Source organism: Mycobacterium leprae TN (assembly GCF_000195855.1).
In the GTDB taxonomy this organism is placed as follows: Bacteria; Actinomycetota; Actinomycetes; order Mycobacteriales; family Mycobacteriaceae; genus Mycobacterium; species Mycobacterium leprae.
The window spans coordinates 3,175,438-3,191,711 of the sequence record NC_002677.1 but is presented as its reverse complement, the minus strand read 5'-3'; the positions used below and the strand labels follow the sequence as shown (position 1 = coordinate 3,191,711).

The 16,274-nt window shown below is 55.9% G+C and carries 10 protein-coding genes and 2 pseudogenes; 6 read left to right on the top strand and 6 right to left on the bottom strand.

Going from position 1 to position 16,274, the window contains the following annotated elements:
- Positions 1-181: 181 nt before the first annotated feature.
- Positions 182-937 carry a L,D-transpeptidase gene (locus ML_RS13625; RefSeq protein ID WP_010909018.1) on the bottom strand — a complete coding sequence of 252 codons (756 nt, stop codon included), beginning with the start codon at positions 935-937 and terminating at the stop codon, positions 182-184.
- Positions 938-1,404: 467 nt separating this feature from the next.
- Between ML_RS13625 and ML_RS13620 the strand changes: the two genes are divergently transcribed.
- The 3 genes from ML_RS13620 to ML_RS13610 all read left to right on the top strand — a co-directional run bounded on the left by ML_RS13620 (position 1,405) and on the right by ML_RS13610 (position 5,852).
- Entirely contained in the window at positions 1,405-2,337 is a 933-nt protein-coding gene (locus ML_RS13620; protein ID WP_010909017.1) for a LysR family transcriptional regulator, read from the top strand.
- Positions 2,338-3,612: 1,275 nt separating this feature from the next.
- Positions 3,613-3,939 carry a hypothetical protein gene (locus ML_RS13615; protein WP_041323569.1) on the top strand — a complete coding sequence of 109 codons (327 nt, stop codon included), beginning with the start codon at positions 3,613-3,615 and terminating at the stop codon, positions 3,937-3,939.
- A gap of 266 nt (positions 3,940-4,205) precedes the next feature.
- On the top strand, positions 4,206-5,852 hold the full coding sequence (locus tag ML_RS13610; RefSeq protein WP_010909016.1) for a FadD7 family fatty acid--CoA ligase: 1,647 nt from the start codon (positions 4,206-4,208) through the stop codon (positions 5,850-5,852).
- A 623-nt stretch (positions 5,853-6,475) separates the two neighbouring features.
- Here the strand turns inward: ML_RS13610 and ML_RS19765 are convergent.
- Both ML_RS19765 and ML_RS19760 read right to left on the bottom strand, forming a co-directional pair.
- Positions 6,476-6,694: pseudogene (locus tag ML_RS19765) on the bottom strand (elongation factor G-like protein EF-G2); the annotation flags it as partial.
- 493 nt (positions 6,695-7,187) lie between these two features.
- Positions 7,188-7,676 carry a P-loop NTPase family protein gene (locus ML_RS19760; protein ID WP_049769930.1) on the bottom strand — a complete coding sequence of 163 codons (489 nt, stop codon included), beginning with the start codon at positions 7,674-7,676 and terminating at the stop codon, positions 7,188-7,190.
- A gap of 897 nt (positions 7,677-8,573) precedes the next feature.
- On the opposite strand from ML_RS19760, the gene ML_RS13600 reads away from it, so the two are divergent.
- The 3 genes and pseudogenes from ML_RS13600 to ML_RS17655 all read left to right on the top strand — a co-directional run bounded on the left by ML_RS13600 (position 8,574) and on the right by ML_RS17655 (position 12,211).
- Positions 8,574-9,638 carry a S1C family serine protease gene (locus ML_RS13600; protein WP_010909015.1) on the top strand — a complete coding sequence of 355 codons (1,065 nt, stop codon included), beginning with the start codon at positions 8,574-8,576 and terminating at the stop codon, positions 9,636-9,638.
- A gap of 119 nt (positions 9,639-9,757) precedes the next feature.
- Positions 9,758-11,495, top strand: a pseudogene (locus tag ML_RS14570) (alpha-amylase family glycosyl hydrolase).
- 431 nt (positions 11,496-11,926) lie between these two features.
- Positions 11,927-12,211 (top strand): hypothetical protein, encoded by a 285-nt coding sequence (locus ML_RS17655; RefSeq protein ID WP_145985237.1) that lies wholly within the window; start codon positions 11,927-11,929, stop codon positions 12,209-12,211.
- 686 nt (positions 12,212-12,897) lie between these two features.
- On the opposite strand, the gene ag85C is transcribed toward ML_RS17655, so the two are convergent.
- The 3 genes from ag85C to ML_RS13575 all read right to left on the bottom strand — a co-directional run bounded on the left by ag85C (position 12,898) and on the right by ML_RS13575 (position 15,658).
- On the bottom strand, positions 12,898-13,899 hold the full coding sequence (gene ag85C, locus ML_RS13585; protein ID WP_010909014.1) for a diacylglycerol acyltransferase/mycolyltransferase Ag85C: 1,002 nt from the start codon (positions 13,897-13,899) through the stop codon (positions 12,898-12,900).
- 588 nt (positions 13,900-14,487) lie between these two features.
- Positions 14,488-14,985 carry a metallophosphoesterase family protein gene (locus ML_RS13580; protein ID WP_010909013.1) on the bottom strand — a complete coding sequence of 166 codons (498 nt, stop codon included), beginning with the start codon at positions 14,983-14,985 and terminating at the stop codon, positions 14,488-14,490.
- A gap of 376 nt (positions 14,986-15,361) precedes the next feature.
- The gene (locus ML_RS13575; RefSeq protein ID WP_064430344.1) at positions 15,362-15,658 is read right to left on the bottom strand and encodes a hypothetical protein; all 297 of its coding nucleotides are present in this window, start codon (positions 15,656-15,658) and stop codon (positions 15,362-15,364) included.
- Positions 15,659-16,274 lie beyond the last annotated feature (616 nt).

Sequence of the window (16,274 nt, the reverse complement as noted above, 5' to 3'; positions counted from 1 at the left end):
TCCGAGAATAGCTCGTCATCGTGTGGGTTCATCACGTCGTCGGACCGCTAGCCGCCGTACACCTTTGCAAACTGTGAGGTGACTACCTCGGCTACGAAGTCCGTCGGCAAACCGTCGTAATGTGCCCGTTAGTCCGCACAATGTTGTGTTCCTCGCGTAGCGACACCGCGGTTGCCTCACGTTAGGCCACCACTTCGATCGGGTCACCGACGTTAACGGTGTTGAAATACCATGTGGCGTCGTCTGGGCTTAGGTTTATACATCCATGACTGACGTTGGTGTAACCCTGTGAGTTCACCGACCATGGGGCTGAGTGTACGTAGACGCCGCTCCAGGTAACCCGAACCGCGTACTGCGCGGTGATCAAATACCCTTCGGGAGAATTTAGCGGAATACCGATGGTTCGTGAGTCCATCACGACGGTGCGCTCCTTAGACAATGCGGTGAACTTACCGATCGGTGTCGGCCGGGTGGGCTTACCCATGGACGCCGGCATGGTACGGAGTACCTCTCCGTTTCTGCTGACGGTGAAGGTGTGCGTGGACAGGCTGGCAACGCCGAGCAACGCGTCACCGGTTTCGAAGCCCGTCGTCAGCGCCTGAACCTCGACCGATACATGAGTGTAGGCGGGCCAATACTTGGTTGGAATCCACTGCACGACATCTCCATCAAGCCACTCGAAGTGGCCGGTCATGTTGTTCGGCGATGTTATACGAATCGACCGCTCAGCGGCGGAGCGGTCCGTCACCGGTGCGGTGAACGTCACCACCACCAGATGAGCCACACCCACCACCGCGCCGTTAGTAGGCAGCACCGAAGCAACTTCAGGGGTCGGCTTTAGTGCAGGGATAGCGGCCACGCTAGGGCTGCCTGATTCTGCCACCGCCATCAGGATGATCGCGGCCATGACAAGTAGATAACGAACCGCTTGATACATGGCTTCCGCCCTTCGAGATGGTGCGGTCAACACAACGTTACTCTAGTTAGTTTAGTGGCCATCTACCCATTACAGGTTTTAGCAAACGTTGATTAATTTGTTCGGGTAGTCTTTTGCGCACTGTCCCAGCATGAGGGGCGGTTGGTGCGTACCTTGTGTGGATCGGCGTGCTAGACAATAATAGCTCATTGCTTATCGTTGAGTCATTGCTCAATGTTGTTGAACTGAAACACAAATTTTCTTCTGTTCGCAGCACTCCGAACTTGGCAGGCCTTGGTCTCCGTGTGGTGAAAATAGCAGCAACACATAAGTATTCGTAGTTTCAACATCGCCACCTGTCCGCTAATACCGAGCTAACGCCTGGCTGTTAGAAATCTATTTGCGGTTGCTTCGAGTGGGTAGGTTGGATGGGCTGGTAGCGACGCGTTAGCCTCAGCGAGATTGGTACCCAAAGGGAGGAGGTACGGGTGCTCTTCCGTCAACTGGAGTACTTCGTCGCGGTAGCCCAGGAGCGGCACTTCGCCAGAGCGGCCGAAAGGTGCTACGTTTCGCAACCTGCGCTCTCATCCGCGATCGCCAAACTCGAACGTGAGCTGAACGTCACACTGATTAACCGGGGGCACAGCTTTGAGGGCCTAACGCCCGAAGGGGAGCGCCTGGTCGTGTGGGCCAAGCGTATTCTCGCCGAACACGATGCATTCAAGGCAGAGGTGCATGCAGTGCGGTCCGGGATCACTGGTACGCTTCGATTAGGCACGGTGCCTACTGCCTCGACGACAGCGTCCCTGGTCCTCTCGGCTTTTTGTTCGGAGCACCCATTGATAAAAGTGCAAATCTGCTCCCGACTGCCTGTCACTGAACTGCACCGACGGCTGGGCGATTTTGAGCTCGATGCCGTCATCGTACACTCCGCGCCTGACGACACTCACGCTGTGGACCTGGTGCCGCTTTACCATGAACATTACGTGTTGGTATCGCCGGCGGATATGTTGCCGCCTGGGGCGTCGGTGTTGGCATGGCCAGAAGCCTCGCAGCTGCCGCTGGCTTTACTCACGCCCGACATGCGAGACCGCCAGCTTATTGATAGGGCCTTTGCTGGTCACGCGATCACTGCTACCCCGCAAGTAGAGACCGACTCTGTCGCTTCGTTATTCGCTCAAGTGGCGACTGGAAATTGGGCGTGCATTGTTCCGCACACCTGGCTGTGGACGACGCCGATAGGCGCAGAGATCCGTGCGGTAGAAATGGTTGATCCGGTTCTGAAAGCCGACGTCGCACTCGCCACCAACTCCGCCGGGCCAGGTTCTCCGGTAGCCCGTGCGCTCGTCGCATCCGCCAAGCAACTGGCGTTGAACGAATTTTTTGAAGCTCAGTTAGCGGGAATCACTCGTAGACGCTGACCGATATTGCGGCATTGCGGCGTTCGTGGGTTTGAGGCGCGCGAGGCGTCCGTTTTTCACCTCCACGGTTGGATGCCACGAGCTCGAAGTCAACGATTGATAATCCGTTCGATGTGATCGCTTCGGTTAGCATCGACCGCAGCTAATAAAGTGTTATGAGATAATATACTTGACTGCCGAAGACTTCTTCGATTACGTTGTGGCGCGAGCGTTTAGTCAAATCGATGTTGTAGGTTGATGAGGGGACCGCGTCGGCAATAGCATAGCCCATGCCGATACCCATCACGTCCCAGGTTTCCGTGTCAAGTCGGTGCTGGCTTCTCTATCTTGAGGAATTTACTGGCCGGGGCGAGTATATGGGCTCCGGTGGTCGAGACACAGATCGAGCGATTGTGCGGAACATCGCGAATGACGTTCAGTGCGTTGTCGAAATGCATTGGATGAGATATCGTCGGCCAGACACTGGCGGATTTTGACTCCGTTTGCTGTTTTGTGATCTGGCCAGCTCGTTGGTCCAATATGTGGGAGCGACGATCCGACTCGTAGTCGCGCCGTTGAGTAGCATCGACCTCCCCGCACCAACTTAGCTGTCCAGTGGCGACGCGATCAGCCGGCCGCTGCCGAACTCCGCCACCGCGATATCAATCTGAATAAAAACAAATCGACTTGAATAAAAACAAATTTTGCATCAGTATGCCACTGCGGCGATTCACCGTCGCCGATAAGCCAGTTCAGCCGGGCGTTGACCCGGCCAATCCTGCACTTGCTTACGATGGCCAGCGAACGCGCGGCGGTAGCGGACTGCGGGTATGGAGTTGGGCGATAGCCCTTTGGCCATCAACATCCACGTGGATGTCTTCTCAAGACATCTTCGACATGGCTTGCATCATGTTGTCTGCTTGTGCATAAGCTTGAGTACGAACAGCCGGGGCTACTCCTGTGCCAACGCGTTCAATGCGCGATCAACCGATTCCGGCTCCGACAGCTGACGGGGCGCGAGATTGACGAACTGGAAAATTGTGTCGGATGCGGCCGGGAGCACAAGGACCGAGACCATCGTATAACCGAGGGATATCGAGGTAAGCGGTGCCCGGGAAGCCCAACACTGAAACGCAAATGGCGCGCCCTGTTCTTGCTTGGTCAATCCGGGATGTCGCCTTCGCGAAAGGCTTTACAGCGTTGAGCTGGTCGAGGTCATCGTAATCTTCTTAATGCCGATCCACCAGCGCTTGATTGCTTGCACCCTAGGTCTGGATCAGCGTAAAGCAATTAATCGTGGCGTTTGCCAAGGCAACTAGGCTGTTGAGGAAGCCGGGTGCCGCCACCATTCCAATTAGACACACACGGGCGTCGGACGAGGAATCCAGCAGCGGCACGGCGTTGGACAGAGGTCTTCTGACGGAAGCTGATGTGGCGGATTCCAAGCACCTACGCGATACGCACGAGGTCGGTGATCGGGATACCAACGACCCTGTAGATTGTTTCGATGCCGTTGACCTTGAGCGGATCCACAACGCGGTCAAACGCGCGCTTTTCGCCCTTGTCGCCGCTTCGCTGCCAGGGAGGGGCATGTTAAGAATCGACTACATCGTGTGCGTCTAGGCGGGCTGTAGGCGATCCGCAACGGCTTTGATGTAATCACACTGATTTGGCGGACTCGTCGCTGTCCAAGCCTAAGCCGCTGTGCGGTGATCCACGTCGTCTATCGAAGGACTATATTTACCTGTTAGTCGGCGTATTATTGCCGTTTCAATGGTATTCGCTATCAAGCATTATCGGGTGGTTATTGGACGCATGACAAAACTGCGTGGCATGGTTTTCTGAAGAGAAACGCTGTTCATATCGAAGAAGGCGTAAGGAGTGCGGCGATGAAATCGGAGTCGATTACCAGCAGCAGAGCTCCGGTTGAACAGATAGATGCGAGGCTGACTGGCCAATTCGAAAGCCCGAGTATCGCCAGCTTGGTCGAGGCGGCAGCAATTCGGAATCCAAGCGCGCCAGCGCTTGTCGTGACCGACAATCGCATAGTGGTGAGCTACCGAGATTTGCTCCGACTGGTCGATGATTTGACCGTCCAGCTGGCGCTGGGTGGCCTGCTGCCTGGCGATCGGGTAGCGCTGTGCGCGGCTAGCAACATTGAATTCGTTGTAGGCTTACTAGCGGCGTCGCGAGCCGGCCTGATTGTGGTGCCGTTAGATCCGGCTCTACCTGTCAATGAGCAATGCATCCGGAGCCAAGCAGCGGGCGTGCGAGTGACATTGGTGGACAGTCTTGCCCTTGAAGGCGTTAGCGACCAGCGAGCAGCGACGATGCGCTACTGGCCGATTGCGGTTTCCTACGGTAGCGTCACAGGCGCTTCGGAAGGCAGCTTGTTGGTCCACCTGGACGACACTGCGGCGTTGCATCCAGTCACTTCGACGCCTGACGGGCTCCGGCACGATGACGCTATGATCATGTTCACTGGAGGAACGACGGGTTTGCCGAAGATGGTCCCGTGGACAGACGGGAATATCGCCGGTTCCGTTCACGCCATCATTACCGCGTACCAGCTCGGCCCACAGGATGCGACTGTCGTGGTGATGCCCCTCTACCATGGTCATGGGCTCATTGCTGCGTTGCTGTCGACCCTGGCATCTGGAGGTGTGGTGTTGCTCCCTGCTCGCGCGCGGTTCTCGGCGCGCACATTCTGGGACGACATCGATGCCGTTGCGGCTACTTGGTACACGGCCGCGCCGGCGATTCATCGGATCTTGTTGGAACTCGCTTCTACTCAATCTTTCCGGAGTAAGCGAGCCAAACTCCGCTTTATCCGCAGTTGCAGTGCGCCCCTTACCCAGGAAACGGCGCAAGCGCTGCGTGAAGAGTTCTTGGCGCCGGTGATATGTGCTTTCGGCATGACCGAGGCCACTCACCAGGTGACAACCACAAATATAAAATGGTTCGGCCAAGGGGAGAATCCCACCGTAACAAACGGTCTTGTCGGTCAGTCAACTGGCGTACAGATCCGCATCGTCGGGTCCGACGGTCAACCCCTCCCCCCGGATACCGTAGGGGAGGTTTGGTTGCGTGGCTCCACAGTGGTGCGTGGGTATCTGGGTGATCCGGCGATAACCGCAGCGAACTTCACCCACGGATGGTTGCGTACCGGTGATCTGGGGTCACTGTCGGTAACCGGTGACCTGAGGATCCGTGGCCGGATCAAGGAACTCATAAACCGCTCCGGCGAGAAGATCTCGCCGGAGCGCGTCGAAGGTGTATTGGCCAGTCACCACAACGTTATGGAGGTAGCGGTATTTGGTGATCCTGACAAGGTGTACGGGGAGACAGTGACCGCAGTGATTGTTCCTCGCGAGGTCATAGCACCGACTCCGTCGGAGCTTGCGGTGTTCTGCCGTGATCGGTTGGCGGCCTTCGAAGTGCCCACCAGATTTCAGGAGGCGAGCGCGCTTCCGCACACCGCCAAAGGTTCGCTCGACCGCCGCGCCGTGGCCGAACAGTTCGCTCATCGGGGGTGAGGATGTGAGGACCCAGTTACGTTCGAAGCCACGTTTTCCCACTCGGTCTGCACGCACCCACATCGTCGATGTGATAGGTCTGGACCAGTGTGGCCACAGCGTCAGCGATCACCAGAACTCCGATCAGTCTCGTGCAAAGTACATTTCACCGTTTGTCCGCTTGTCCGGCGAATATGGACAGTGGTTAGCAAAGCGAACACGGCTACCAGCGGTGCAAGGAGATGTAGATCAAGGTTTCGCCGAGTTCTTTGTGAATCCGCAAGGTGATGGACAGGGCGATCCGGATTTTAACCATCTAACCATCAGACTCGCGCGTTTGGTCAATGGGATCAAGATATCAAGGTATTAGAGTACCGCCGGTAAGTACCAGAACCAGCTAGATCAGTCGCCGTCGCGTTGCGGTCCATAGCACGCAACGGATCACCAAAATGGCGGTCAGCGGACCCAAGACGACAAAATGTTTGGCAGTCTGTGGGCGAGAAATTCGCTAATCGTCAATATTTTATAATAAATACACGTCTACATGCGTGGTATTCACCCAGGACGTTGCGGATTCCTGCATAGGTTCATAGCGGGTGAATAACACGACGTCGTATGTGAATTGAATCATTTGCGTTGGTTCTTCCCATCGCCGCGTCTACGACATCATCGGATATCAGCACAGAGATCTCGTCGATCGGCTCGAGCAAGGTAACCGTCATCGCAGCTGCCGTTTTCCGTAAGGCCACCGCACTCGCCGCCGGGAATGCTAAGTCCGAAGGGGCGACGCTGTGTGCTTTACCGTCCAGCGGTGTGACTCGGACGTCGACCACCGGGTAGCCGGCTCGTACTAGTTTGCTGATCACTCAGATGTCGCCCACTACCGCCACGGGCGCGGAGTGCTGCTGACCGCTGAGTGGGAATGCAAGGACCCCGATACGTTTATCCTTGTCACGGTCACTCTGCCCAGATGCTTGCGCGCTGTTATCCGAACTCGAAGCACAGCAAAATCGCGCGACATGTGAACTATCGTGTCAGGGTTGGTGGTCTCGGAAAACATCTGTACCAGGACGACCCTGCCGACCGTAGGGTCTGACGTCGTCTTCACCTCCTCTGCAAGTAACTACCGTTAGCGCTACAAGCCAGCTAGACGTGCAGCGAACCCAGCGAACCCTTCGGTGTGAAGAATTTTGTCCTTGAATGTTCCACCAGCGACTCATCCTCGGATTCCTAGAGAATTCCTTCAATCAGGGTGTCGCGCGCTTGCTCGGGTACGATCGGCGTCCGACGGGTCGTTGGCGTCCGTTGCTCTGGGCCGCCATTGTAATCGATCGCAGGTCTGTGACAACAATCCGATCAGGTCGTCTTCAGTAGGAAGGAAAGTGGTATATTTCTTTCTTGAACGTGTTTTTTGCGGCAGAAAGTGTCTCCTGATAATTCATCTTGGGAGTGGCCGAGCTTAGTGATTGCTGCGGATCGAGGACTATCCACCGAAGCCCTGGTTTGCCGCGATGACGAACGGCGTGCAATCTGCGGCTCGCAGCTCGCCCACAAAATCGGTGTATCCGGGCGTGCGTCGACGGGGTTGACCTTGATGCTGTCGTATAAGTAGATGAAGTCAGGGTAACGCCCCACTGACCGCTGCTGACAGATTTCAGCTTCGCCGTAGTTGTAGACCGTACTGTCGTACACCACTGTGCCCGGTCTGGGTAACAGGCTGGCCGCGATCGGTAGTGCTTCGACGAAGGTGGTCTTACCAGCTACGGACGGACCGACCAGAACCACATTGCGAACGTTGTTGGGGCTGCTCGCGGTGGGAACGACTACCGTGTTTCGGGGATCCATTCACTCCTGTCCGCTATAGATCTTTTCCTTTTCGTAGTTTTCCGGGGCCATTACACACGCCCTACATAAGTATGTGTCCCATCTAACAGTATGCGGTAAACAGCTTTCCCATCAGCGACTGCCTAACACAAGGCTGCTGGCCGGGTACCAATGACTGGGCCGTAGCACTGGCTTGCGTTGGTTGACCCGGGTCTGCCGGGGGACGTCAGCTCGTCGGGTCGAATTCCCGTACAGTGTCGGTGTAGGTAGGGCCACACTAGGTTAACGGCCTGGAGAGTTGTACTCAGATGGCAAACTTCCTCTGTCACTATGCCGCACGTATCGACAGTCACGACCTGGCGGGGGCGGTCGCTCTCTTCGAGCCTGCCGATATCCGCATCAGGCCGACGGCACAGTCAATGCCACCCGGCTACTGGCGATCTGGAAGTCACTGATCATGCTTTATCCCGATAGCACACCCCGAATCACACACGTGTTTAGCAATCCGCTCTCGAAGTCGACGAGGACGCTGGTATCGTGACCCGGCTCAGCTACTACAATCGTGTGACAACAGACCGCGGGGTTTACGATGTAGATGATTGTTGCTCGGACCGATACCACGACCGTCTTGAGTGGGACGACAATATACAGGGGGAACCATCGGCTTGTGTGTAGCACTGAGCCGACCTTAAGGTGAGGGGAATCTCCCCGCCCGGCGCGACCTCACTTAACCCCGTTACGTCAGCACAGCTGATCGTTTGACAGCAACCTCAGCGTTCCGTTCTTCGCCGGCCGGAGCGATATCCCAAATGTGTAGCCGACAGCAATTTGCACTAGCTTGATATACACAAAGTCATGCCACCCAGAACCGAAGGTTGGAACAATTCTAGTTCTTAGCTGGATGCGGGAGATTACGGGATGAGCAGACAACCCCACCGTTCACTCTGGCGGTCATGGCTGGTAAGTACATTAGCTGCGCTAGGTCTGAGTCTAGCCGTGGTTCCAGGGTCAGCCACACCGTCTGGACCGTCCACTTTGGCGCTCGATCGGTTCAGCAACCGGCCACCCCTGCCGCTCAATCCCGCCGCGATGGTTGCGCCTCAGGTGGTCAATATCAGCACTAGATTAGGCTACAACAGCGCGGTGGGAGCCGGGACGGGAATCGTTATCGATTCCAGCGGTGTCGTGCTGACCAATAATCACGTGATCTCGGGTGCTACCGATATCAGTGCGTTCGATGTCGGAAATGGCAAAACTTACGGCGTCGACGTGGTTGGTTACGACCGTACCCAGGACGTCGCGGTGCTCCAGCTTCGTGGCGCGAGTAACCTGCCTACCGCAGTAATCGGTGGTGACGTGGCGATCGGCGAACCGATTGTGGCTCTGGGCAACACGGGCGGCCAGGGTGGACTTCCCAGCGTGTTGCCGGGTCGTGTCGTAGCACTTAACCAGACCGTCCAAGCGTCTGAACCCCTGACCGGCGCCCAAGAGACGTTGTCCGGACTAATCCAGGTCGACGCCCCGATCAAACCCGGCGATTCGGGCGGGCCCGTCGTCAACAGCCGAGGTCAGGTGGTCGGCATGAACACTGCTGCTACCGATAACTACAAGATGTTGGGTGGGCAGGGCTTCGCCATTCCGATTGGTCAGGCGATGGAGGTCGTCGGTGCCATCCGGTCCGGGGCTGGGTCAAACACCGTACACATAGGCCCGACGGCCTTCTTTGGCCTGGGCGTTTTAGACAACAACGGCAACGGCGCACGGGTTGCCCGTGTGGTCGCGACGGGTCCAGCCGCGATGGCTGGGATTTCGGTAGGTGACATCATCACGTCGGTCGACGGTGTACCCATCAGCGAGGCCACCGCTATGACGAATGTGCTCGTGCCGCATCATCCTGGGGAAACCGTTGCGGTGAACTATCGCTCTGCTGGCGGCGGTGACCTCACCGCGAATGTGACGTTAGCGGAGGGACCTCCAGCTTGACATCCGGTCGGATAGTGGCGCGGCCTGCCGGCCAGCCAATTCGCTTGGAGCGATGCTTGATCTCAGGCCTGATCCCAGGGTGTCTTGCCTCGGGTATCTGTGGCATTGTGGGTTCATTGATCAACGAAGTCCATCTCGTTGAGGCTGGTGAGCAGCATCCTGCGGCGACAGTCACGTCGAAGGGGGTGTAGTCGAGCATCCGAGTGCCGAGGATTTCGGTAACGCTGTTGTACCGACTGTAGACTCGACTTGATTCGAGCAAGTTGTCTTTTACGAGGGATTGGTCCGGGCGTTCTACTACGTTAGTTCCGCCGGTGCTGGTCGATCTGCGGGGACTCAATAGACCGCTTGCATTACCGGCAATAGCTCGGCATCGACTACATCTGGCTTCTGCTGTTCTATGACTCCCCGCTGCATGATGTCTGCTACGATATACGGTATTTCATATAAGGTGCTGCCCGCATTCTGCGAATACGTCTAAGCTCGAATCATCTTTGTCGACAGCGAAGAGTCTAACTGGACGTTCGACCCGGTCCGCTACCAAGTGCTATTGGCATATCTTTCTTTTATCACCAACCGGATCTGAACTACGACAATGTGAACGTGCAAGAAGCGAGGATCGATTTTCTCCTCTTTTGACTTGTCATGTTCATCGACGGGGTTCAGCTGGAAGTGGTGCCCTACCTCTTCGAGCTCGATTTGTGCCAATTGCGAGAATTTTTCCGAGAAGCATGCTTTCCTTAAGCGCGGTAGCAAAGTGGTCGACGACGACAAATTCCTGGGACAGGTACTGCTGGACGAAGCTAAGAAGCTAATCAGTGGCCGTCCGATTTGGTCTTGTAGTTCGGTGATGCCCGCCGCCGGTGGTGACTAATGCCGTATGGCCATATGGCGTTTTACTGCCAGCTGATGCCGCGTATCTTCATGTCGCCGCGGCTGGGGTAGTCGTGGTTCCCGATCTCGAAGATCCTGGCGCAGACGCCGGCAGTTCCAAAGATGGCTCAGTGGGAGATTTTCCTGCGCAACTACGACGAGTTGCCACTGGAAATGGTCACCGATGAAGAACGCGACTACATGTATGCCGAATACGCCAAGGAGCCACGGATGAAGGCGAATGTCGGAAGCTGGCGCAGCCTGGCACCACTGCTGGATAGCGACCGTAACCAAATCGAGCTGTTCACCGCTCTACTCGCTCTACTGTTGTTGCCCGGCTAGCCGGTCCTGTACTAGAGTGACGTGAGATGGTTGGGGAGATCACGACGGAGTGCATGCCACTCAATTATAGGAAAGACATTGGTCCGCAATGCCCGATTATCTAAGGCTAACCCGGAGCGGCTTTATCTGCCTATCCAGCCAAGATTCGGTCTACCGCTACCACGTTGTCAGTGTTGGAGAAGTAACGCTATAAGTTCTGCCTCGGTGCTCAACTTCACCCCAGTATTCATAGTATAATGCTGACAGTTCGTCGACAGCATGATGACGTTGCCATTGAAGCTTTCCAGGAGTTACACGGTTCGCATTCGCCAGTATCGTCTTTTGTAGGCAAAACAGCTGGTGATGGCGACACTGTGCTGAGCGTCAACAACTTGCCGCTGTTCTCACAACTCATCGCTTGCCGCTGTTCTCACAACTCATCGAACTCAATCTGCCGTATTGGAACGGCTACACGCCGGTCCAGCTTACCGGGTAGGTGGAGTTTCCGTGTTCCGGCCACCTAACCCTATCTATTGACTCTGGCTGAGGCACGGGTTCTACTGGTTCCAGTTGTCCGTGTATGATGAGAAAGCCATAACTTGTCGCAAAGCAAAACAATTAGTGTTGATTAACGTCAATGACTCTGCCAGCCAAGTTGCTTAGGTGTGAACAGCAACTTTGGTACGTCGTACGCAATCGCTGAGCTTTCCACCGCTGATCTTGCGGTAATAGCTTTGCTTCGAGACGACCTCGACTTGATGTTGGCAACGCCAACTACAGTGACGGTTCATAAGAGCGTTATCAGGTGATAGTGGGGTGCGATTTCGCACCGGCTACCGGAGTACAGCAACATAGCAACTATCTGCCTCTACCGAGGATCGCGCGAGCTTTGATGCGCTTTATAAGCTCTTGCCACACCTCAATGCTTGCTGTAGCCGATAGCCTTTTCCGGCACCCTGGCCGAATGCTTGGGGACGATGCAGGTCACCTTCCCCGCGGCCGACTGAACACGGCATCGACGATTCTGACGGCGGTTCTGGAACTCGGGCAGTATCGTGGCACCGATCGAAGATCGATTCCAAAAGCTCGCGAACTTGAAGGTCACTGTTCAGCGGGTACATGGCGATCTGCATTTGGGACAGGTGCTGCGTACCCCGGAGAGCTGGCTGTTGATTGACTTCGAGGGTGAGCCGGGCCAGCCGTTGGACGGGTGCCAGATTCGCTGTTACGCGATACGTGACCGGGCCTGTTGTTCTTTTTCGATTACGCTGCTTAAAGGTCACTCGTGGACCACGCCGCTGAAAGCAGCTTGCCGCCCCGCGTTTTGTGAAGGCTACGCGGTCGTGTCGGGATCGATCGCTGAGTTTGGCACAACTTAATGGTCGCCTACTAGCTCGCCAAGGCGGTCTATGAAGCTGGGTATGAGACTCGGTTCCAGGCCGAATGGTTGCCAAGTCTTACTACGGTGCCCAGTGCCTGGCGCACCGCTGCCTAGGTTGTTCACTGGGTCTGTTCGTTCCGCTTTGCCAGTGCGGTTGCGCATTGTGAGCATTGGGCGTATCTGAAACCGTGGATGTAGGATTCGTGAGGTTTTCGACAGCGAGGCACGGCTGTCGCAGGTGAGGCCGATGCCGAGCTGGTGTAGGCGACTTGCTGTGGCGGCAGGGTGCGACATTCTCGTGGGCCGATGTAATTAAATCCGACTCACTTCACTCCAATTCTGCTTGTGGTTTTCGGTCTGGGCATGCTGACCACACCGGATGTCAAAGATGGTGAGGTGTCGATCCCAATTAGATATGTGACAGGCACACTGGTCAAGATGAGATGGGGCATCGAACGTCACATCGCCGGTGGAAAAGTGACGGACTGTCGCGGCTATTTTTGTTGTTCGCCAGCTTTGTGTCGGGTAGTGCCATCAGCGTGCGCCTACGCGGAATCCCAAATGTCGGCGATTGCGGCTGTCGTGTGCGTGGTGCCTACTGGGCTGTGCCTACTTTCACTCTTGTCATCGTGCTCTGTTGTCCTAGCGCCTCGGGTTGTTGTTTGGTTTGCGGGTTAGATGGTATCAGGCATTGTTGTTACTGCCGTTGAGTATTTGCTGGATGTCGGGTTTCATGGCAACCAGTTGTTGATTCCAGTACGGCCACGAGTGTGTTCCGTTGGGTGGGAAATTGAACACTCCGTTGCGTCCGCCCGAGGCTGCGTAGGTGTTCTGGAATATTTCGTTGGTGCTTAGCGTGAGGCTTTCCAGGAATTTCGCCGGTATGTTGTCGCCGCCAAGTTCGTTTGGTGCGCCGTTACCGCAGTACACCCAGATCCGAGTGTTGTTGGCGACAAGCCGTGGAATCTGCACCATCGGGTCGTTGCGCTTCCATGCCGGGTCCGTGGACGGGCCCCACATGCTGTTTGCGTTATAGCCGCCCGAGTCGTTCATCGCCAAGCCGATCATTGTCGGCCACCAGCCCTCGGATGGGTTGAGGAAGCCCGACAACGAGGCGGCGTAGGGGAACTGCTGCGGGTAGTACGAGGCCAGGATTAGTGCGGAACTGCCCGACATCGACAGGCCCACCGCCGCGTTACCGGTCGGTAACACGTTCTTGTTGGCTTGTAGCCACGAGGGCATTTCTTGGGTTAAGAACGTCTCCCATTTGTAGGTGTAGTGCTGACCGTTTCCTTGCGACGGTTGGTACCAGTTGCTGTAGAAGCTAGACTGTCCGCCGACCGGCATGATCACCGATAAGCCGGAATGGTAATATTCCTCGAAAGCCGGGGTGTTTATGTCCCAACCGTTGTAATCTTCTTGGGCCCGGAGCCCGTCGAGCAGGTACACTGCATGTTGCCCGCCGCCCTGGAACTGGATCTTGATGTCATGGCCCATAGACGGTGATGGCACCTGCAGATATTCCACTGGAAGACCCGGCTTAGAAAACGCTACTGCTATAGCCGTGTCGCCGACGACACCGACAAGGCCGGCCAACAGGGCAGTCCCTATAACTGCGATGGTCAGCCGTGCCGGAAACTTTGCCGCCAGGCCAAACAACTTTCGCATCTGCTGCAAGAACTTCATGGCTTCTACCCATCCCAACTTCCATACTGCCGCATGATGCGGTTGAATTTGTCCTGGGCGATTTAAACATAGGGGTCGCGGCTGAATCGGCTGCTGCGGCCCGAGCTCATTGTTGCAGTTGGTTAACAATCAAGAGTCAGCTCGGCTTCGTTACGTCCAACTCACGATTGGCTATCGGGACGATGTTGCGGTCTTCGAAAGTTATGAAAATTATATAGCGGATGCACTATTTAGGTAGCTAAGAAACGAGACGGCGCAACACAGTTGACGCCGAACGTGGGTTGGACAGAAAGTTGTTGCGGTACATAGCCCAGATTTCTTCACGGCGTTGAACTGATCATAGTGATAGGTTCGATGTCACGCGTCGATCGTCATCACTAGCGATCTGCTAGATGCGGTGTGGTTGGTCAAGCTGACCGAGTTCCTCGGCTGCTGGCCGACAAGCTTGTAGCAGTTGAGACTGTGACTCGGGGCGCCGCGCTGTATCGAACTGGTTACCGTGAGACCAACCGAAGGACGCGATGATGCTCGGCGCCTAGGCAGGTAGATTATTGAACTCTAACAATAAGCTTTACTATACTAGACTAGCTATTTTTCCAACGGGTGGACGACTACGTCCGTTAATGCCCCGTTGTCGACATTAGCGGTCATGTAGCTGCAAAAAGCTTGATGGCGACGATCTGTTGGCGAGCCAGGATTCAGCAGCCGCAAACCGGTCGTCGTCGTGGTATCACATGGTATGTGACTATGTCCGAACACCAAGACCTGGCTGTCCGGATACAGTTGCGACATCCGGGCTTCGCGGCCGTCTGCTGCGCCGGTCTCGTGCACAACTGTGAAATTCATGCCTGCTAATGTCACGTTTGCTCGCTCCGGCAGTCGTGACCGCAGTTCGGGCCCGTCGTTATTTCCCCAGCACGCGACCAGCTGAGCAGCCCTGGATTCCAGCTCGTCGAGTAATTTGGGCGATACCCAGTCGCCGGCGTGAACTACGACATCAGCCTTTGCGACCTCGTCCCATACCTGTGCGGGCATGTCGGGTGCGCGTTGTGGCACATGGGTATCGGCAATCAGCAGTAGCATCATGAGTTCTATATTTACCCACCAGCAGAAGAGAGACACACGCGGATCTTCGAGTCAATTAGCGTAGCGTTACTGCCGCTGTGGGTGAGACGATCGAACAGAGCTACTGGGCGACTATAATTAATATATTACTCAGGATGACGTCGACAGGCTTGCCTCTGCGGTCGACAGCCACCATATAGGATCCACATCGCGTTAGGACTACTGTTGCGTGTGGACACAAACACAAATAATTCGCACCACATACCACCACCATGACATCAACGGTGTCAAGCTCGCAATCGACCTCATATATTGTCGTAGTTGGGTCGACATTGAATTCGCCGCAGAAGAATATCGGTCTGTCGCGTTCAAGAGTGGCTTGGATAGCCCCCTGCGCTCAGAGAATTTCCACATAGCATCCGCTGCTAGCCTGATAGCAACTCCGAAACAAGCGTTCGACAGCGGGCGTACGATTTGTGACGTCCTGGCGTAACACCTTGCCGTTGCCGCGCATGATCATCGGTGCGTTTTCTCGATGATCGAGACCGTGTGGCTCATCGAGGGTGAATTCTGTGCACCCCAAGCACCGCCACATTTTACCCAGCCGGGTGTTGCCATTGAGCTGTTCAGCGAGTTCCTCGTTGTCTGGCCAGTAAGTAGCATGTCCGGTGCACAGGCCGGGTCTGGTGTCCACCGTCGAGGATACCGCCTGTTGCTGAAGCACTGGCCTTCGGAACCTAAGCCGGCGGTGTGGGCTCAAGGCGCCGCGGCTTGCCCCGTACCTAGCACCGGGGGCGACGGTCGGCTACGGGGATTTCGTCGACGTATGTGACCGCGGCGATGGTTATAGGAGCGTAGTGCAACATTGCCGGATAACTCTGGCAAGCCGTCGGAATTTGTCTATTATACGGCCCTATGACATCGGCCTGCTGGGTGGTCTCTCGTAATCGGACTATTCGCGGAAGAATTTACGCCACGCTCACGTACTCACCTGTACCCACGGTCTCCGTGCGCTGCGAATAGTGTGTCGTCGGGTAGGCCGGCCACCTGGACGTGTCGATCCGCGTGAGCAGATCCTGCACGTCGCCACGCCGGATACGTTATTTTTCAAGCTGTTCAGGACCAACAGCATCTTATTGCCGCCCGCGCAGAGTTGCACCTAAAGAACCGACATCAACCGTATCCTGCTGCCGGTTTGTGCGCGATTGCCGACAGGCCGCCCCCTGAGAAGTCGCGACGGACATCGTACTTTAACACCTCAGCCTTCTCGGCATGCGATTATGTGCCAAATTACTCTAGCCTGGCAACAA

Coding starts and splice junctions, on each gene's coding strand:
- ML_RS13610 (WP_010909016.1), top strand. CDS start 4,206: ATGAAATCGGAGTCGATTACCAGCAGCAGAGCTCCGGTTGAACAGATA.
- ML_RS19760 (WP_049769930.1), bottom strand. CDS start 7,676: ATGGATCCCCGAAACACGGTAGTCGTTCCCACCGCGAGCAGCCCCAAC.
- ML_RS13600 (WP_010909015.1), top strand. CDS start 8,574: ATGAGCAGACAACCCCACCGTTCACTCTGGCGGTCATGGCTGGTAAGT.
- ag85C (WP_010909014.1), bottom strand. CDS start 13,899: ATGAAGTTCTTGCAGCAGATGCGAAAGTTGTTTGGCCTGGCGGCAAAG.
- ML_RS13580 (WP_010909013.1), bottom strand. CDS start 14,985: ATGATGCTACTGCTGATTGCCGATACCCATGTGCCACAACGCGCACCC.
- ML_RS13625 (WP_010909018.1), bottom strand. CDS start 937: ATGTATCAAGCGGTTCGTTATCTACTTGTCATGGCCGCGATCATCCTG.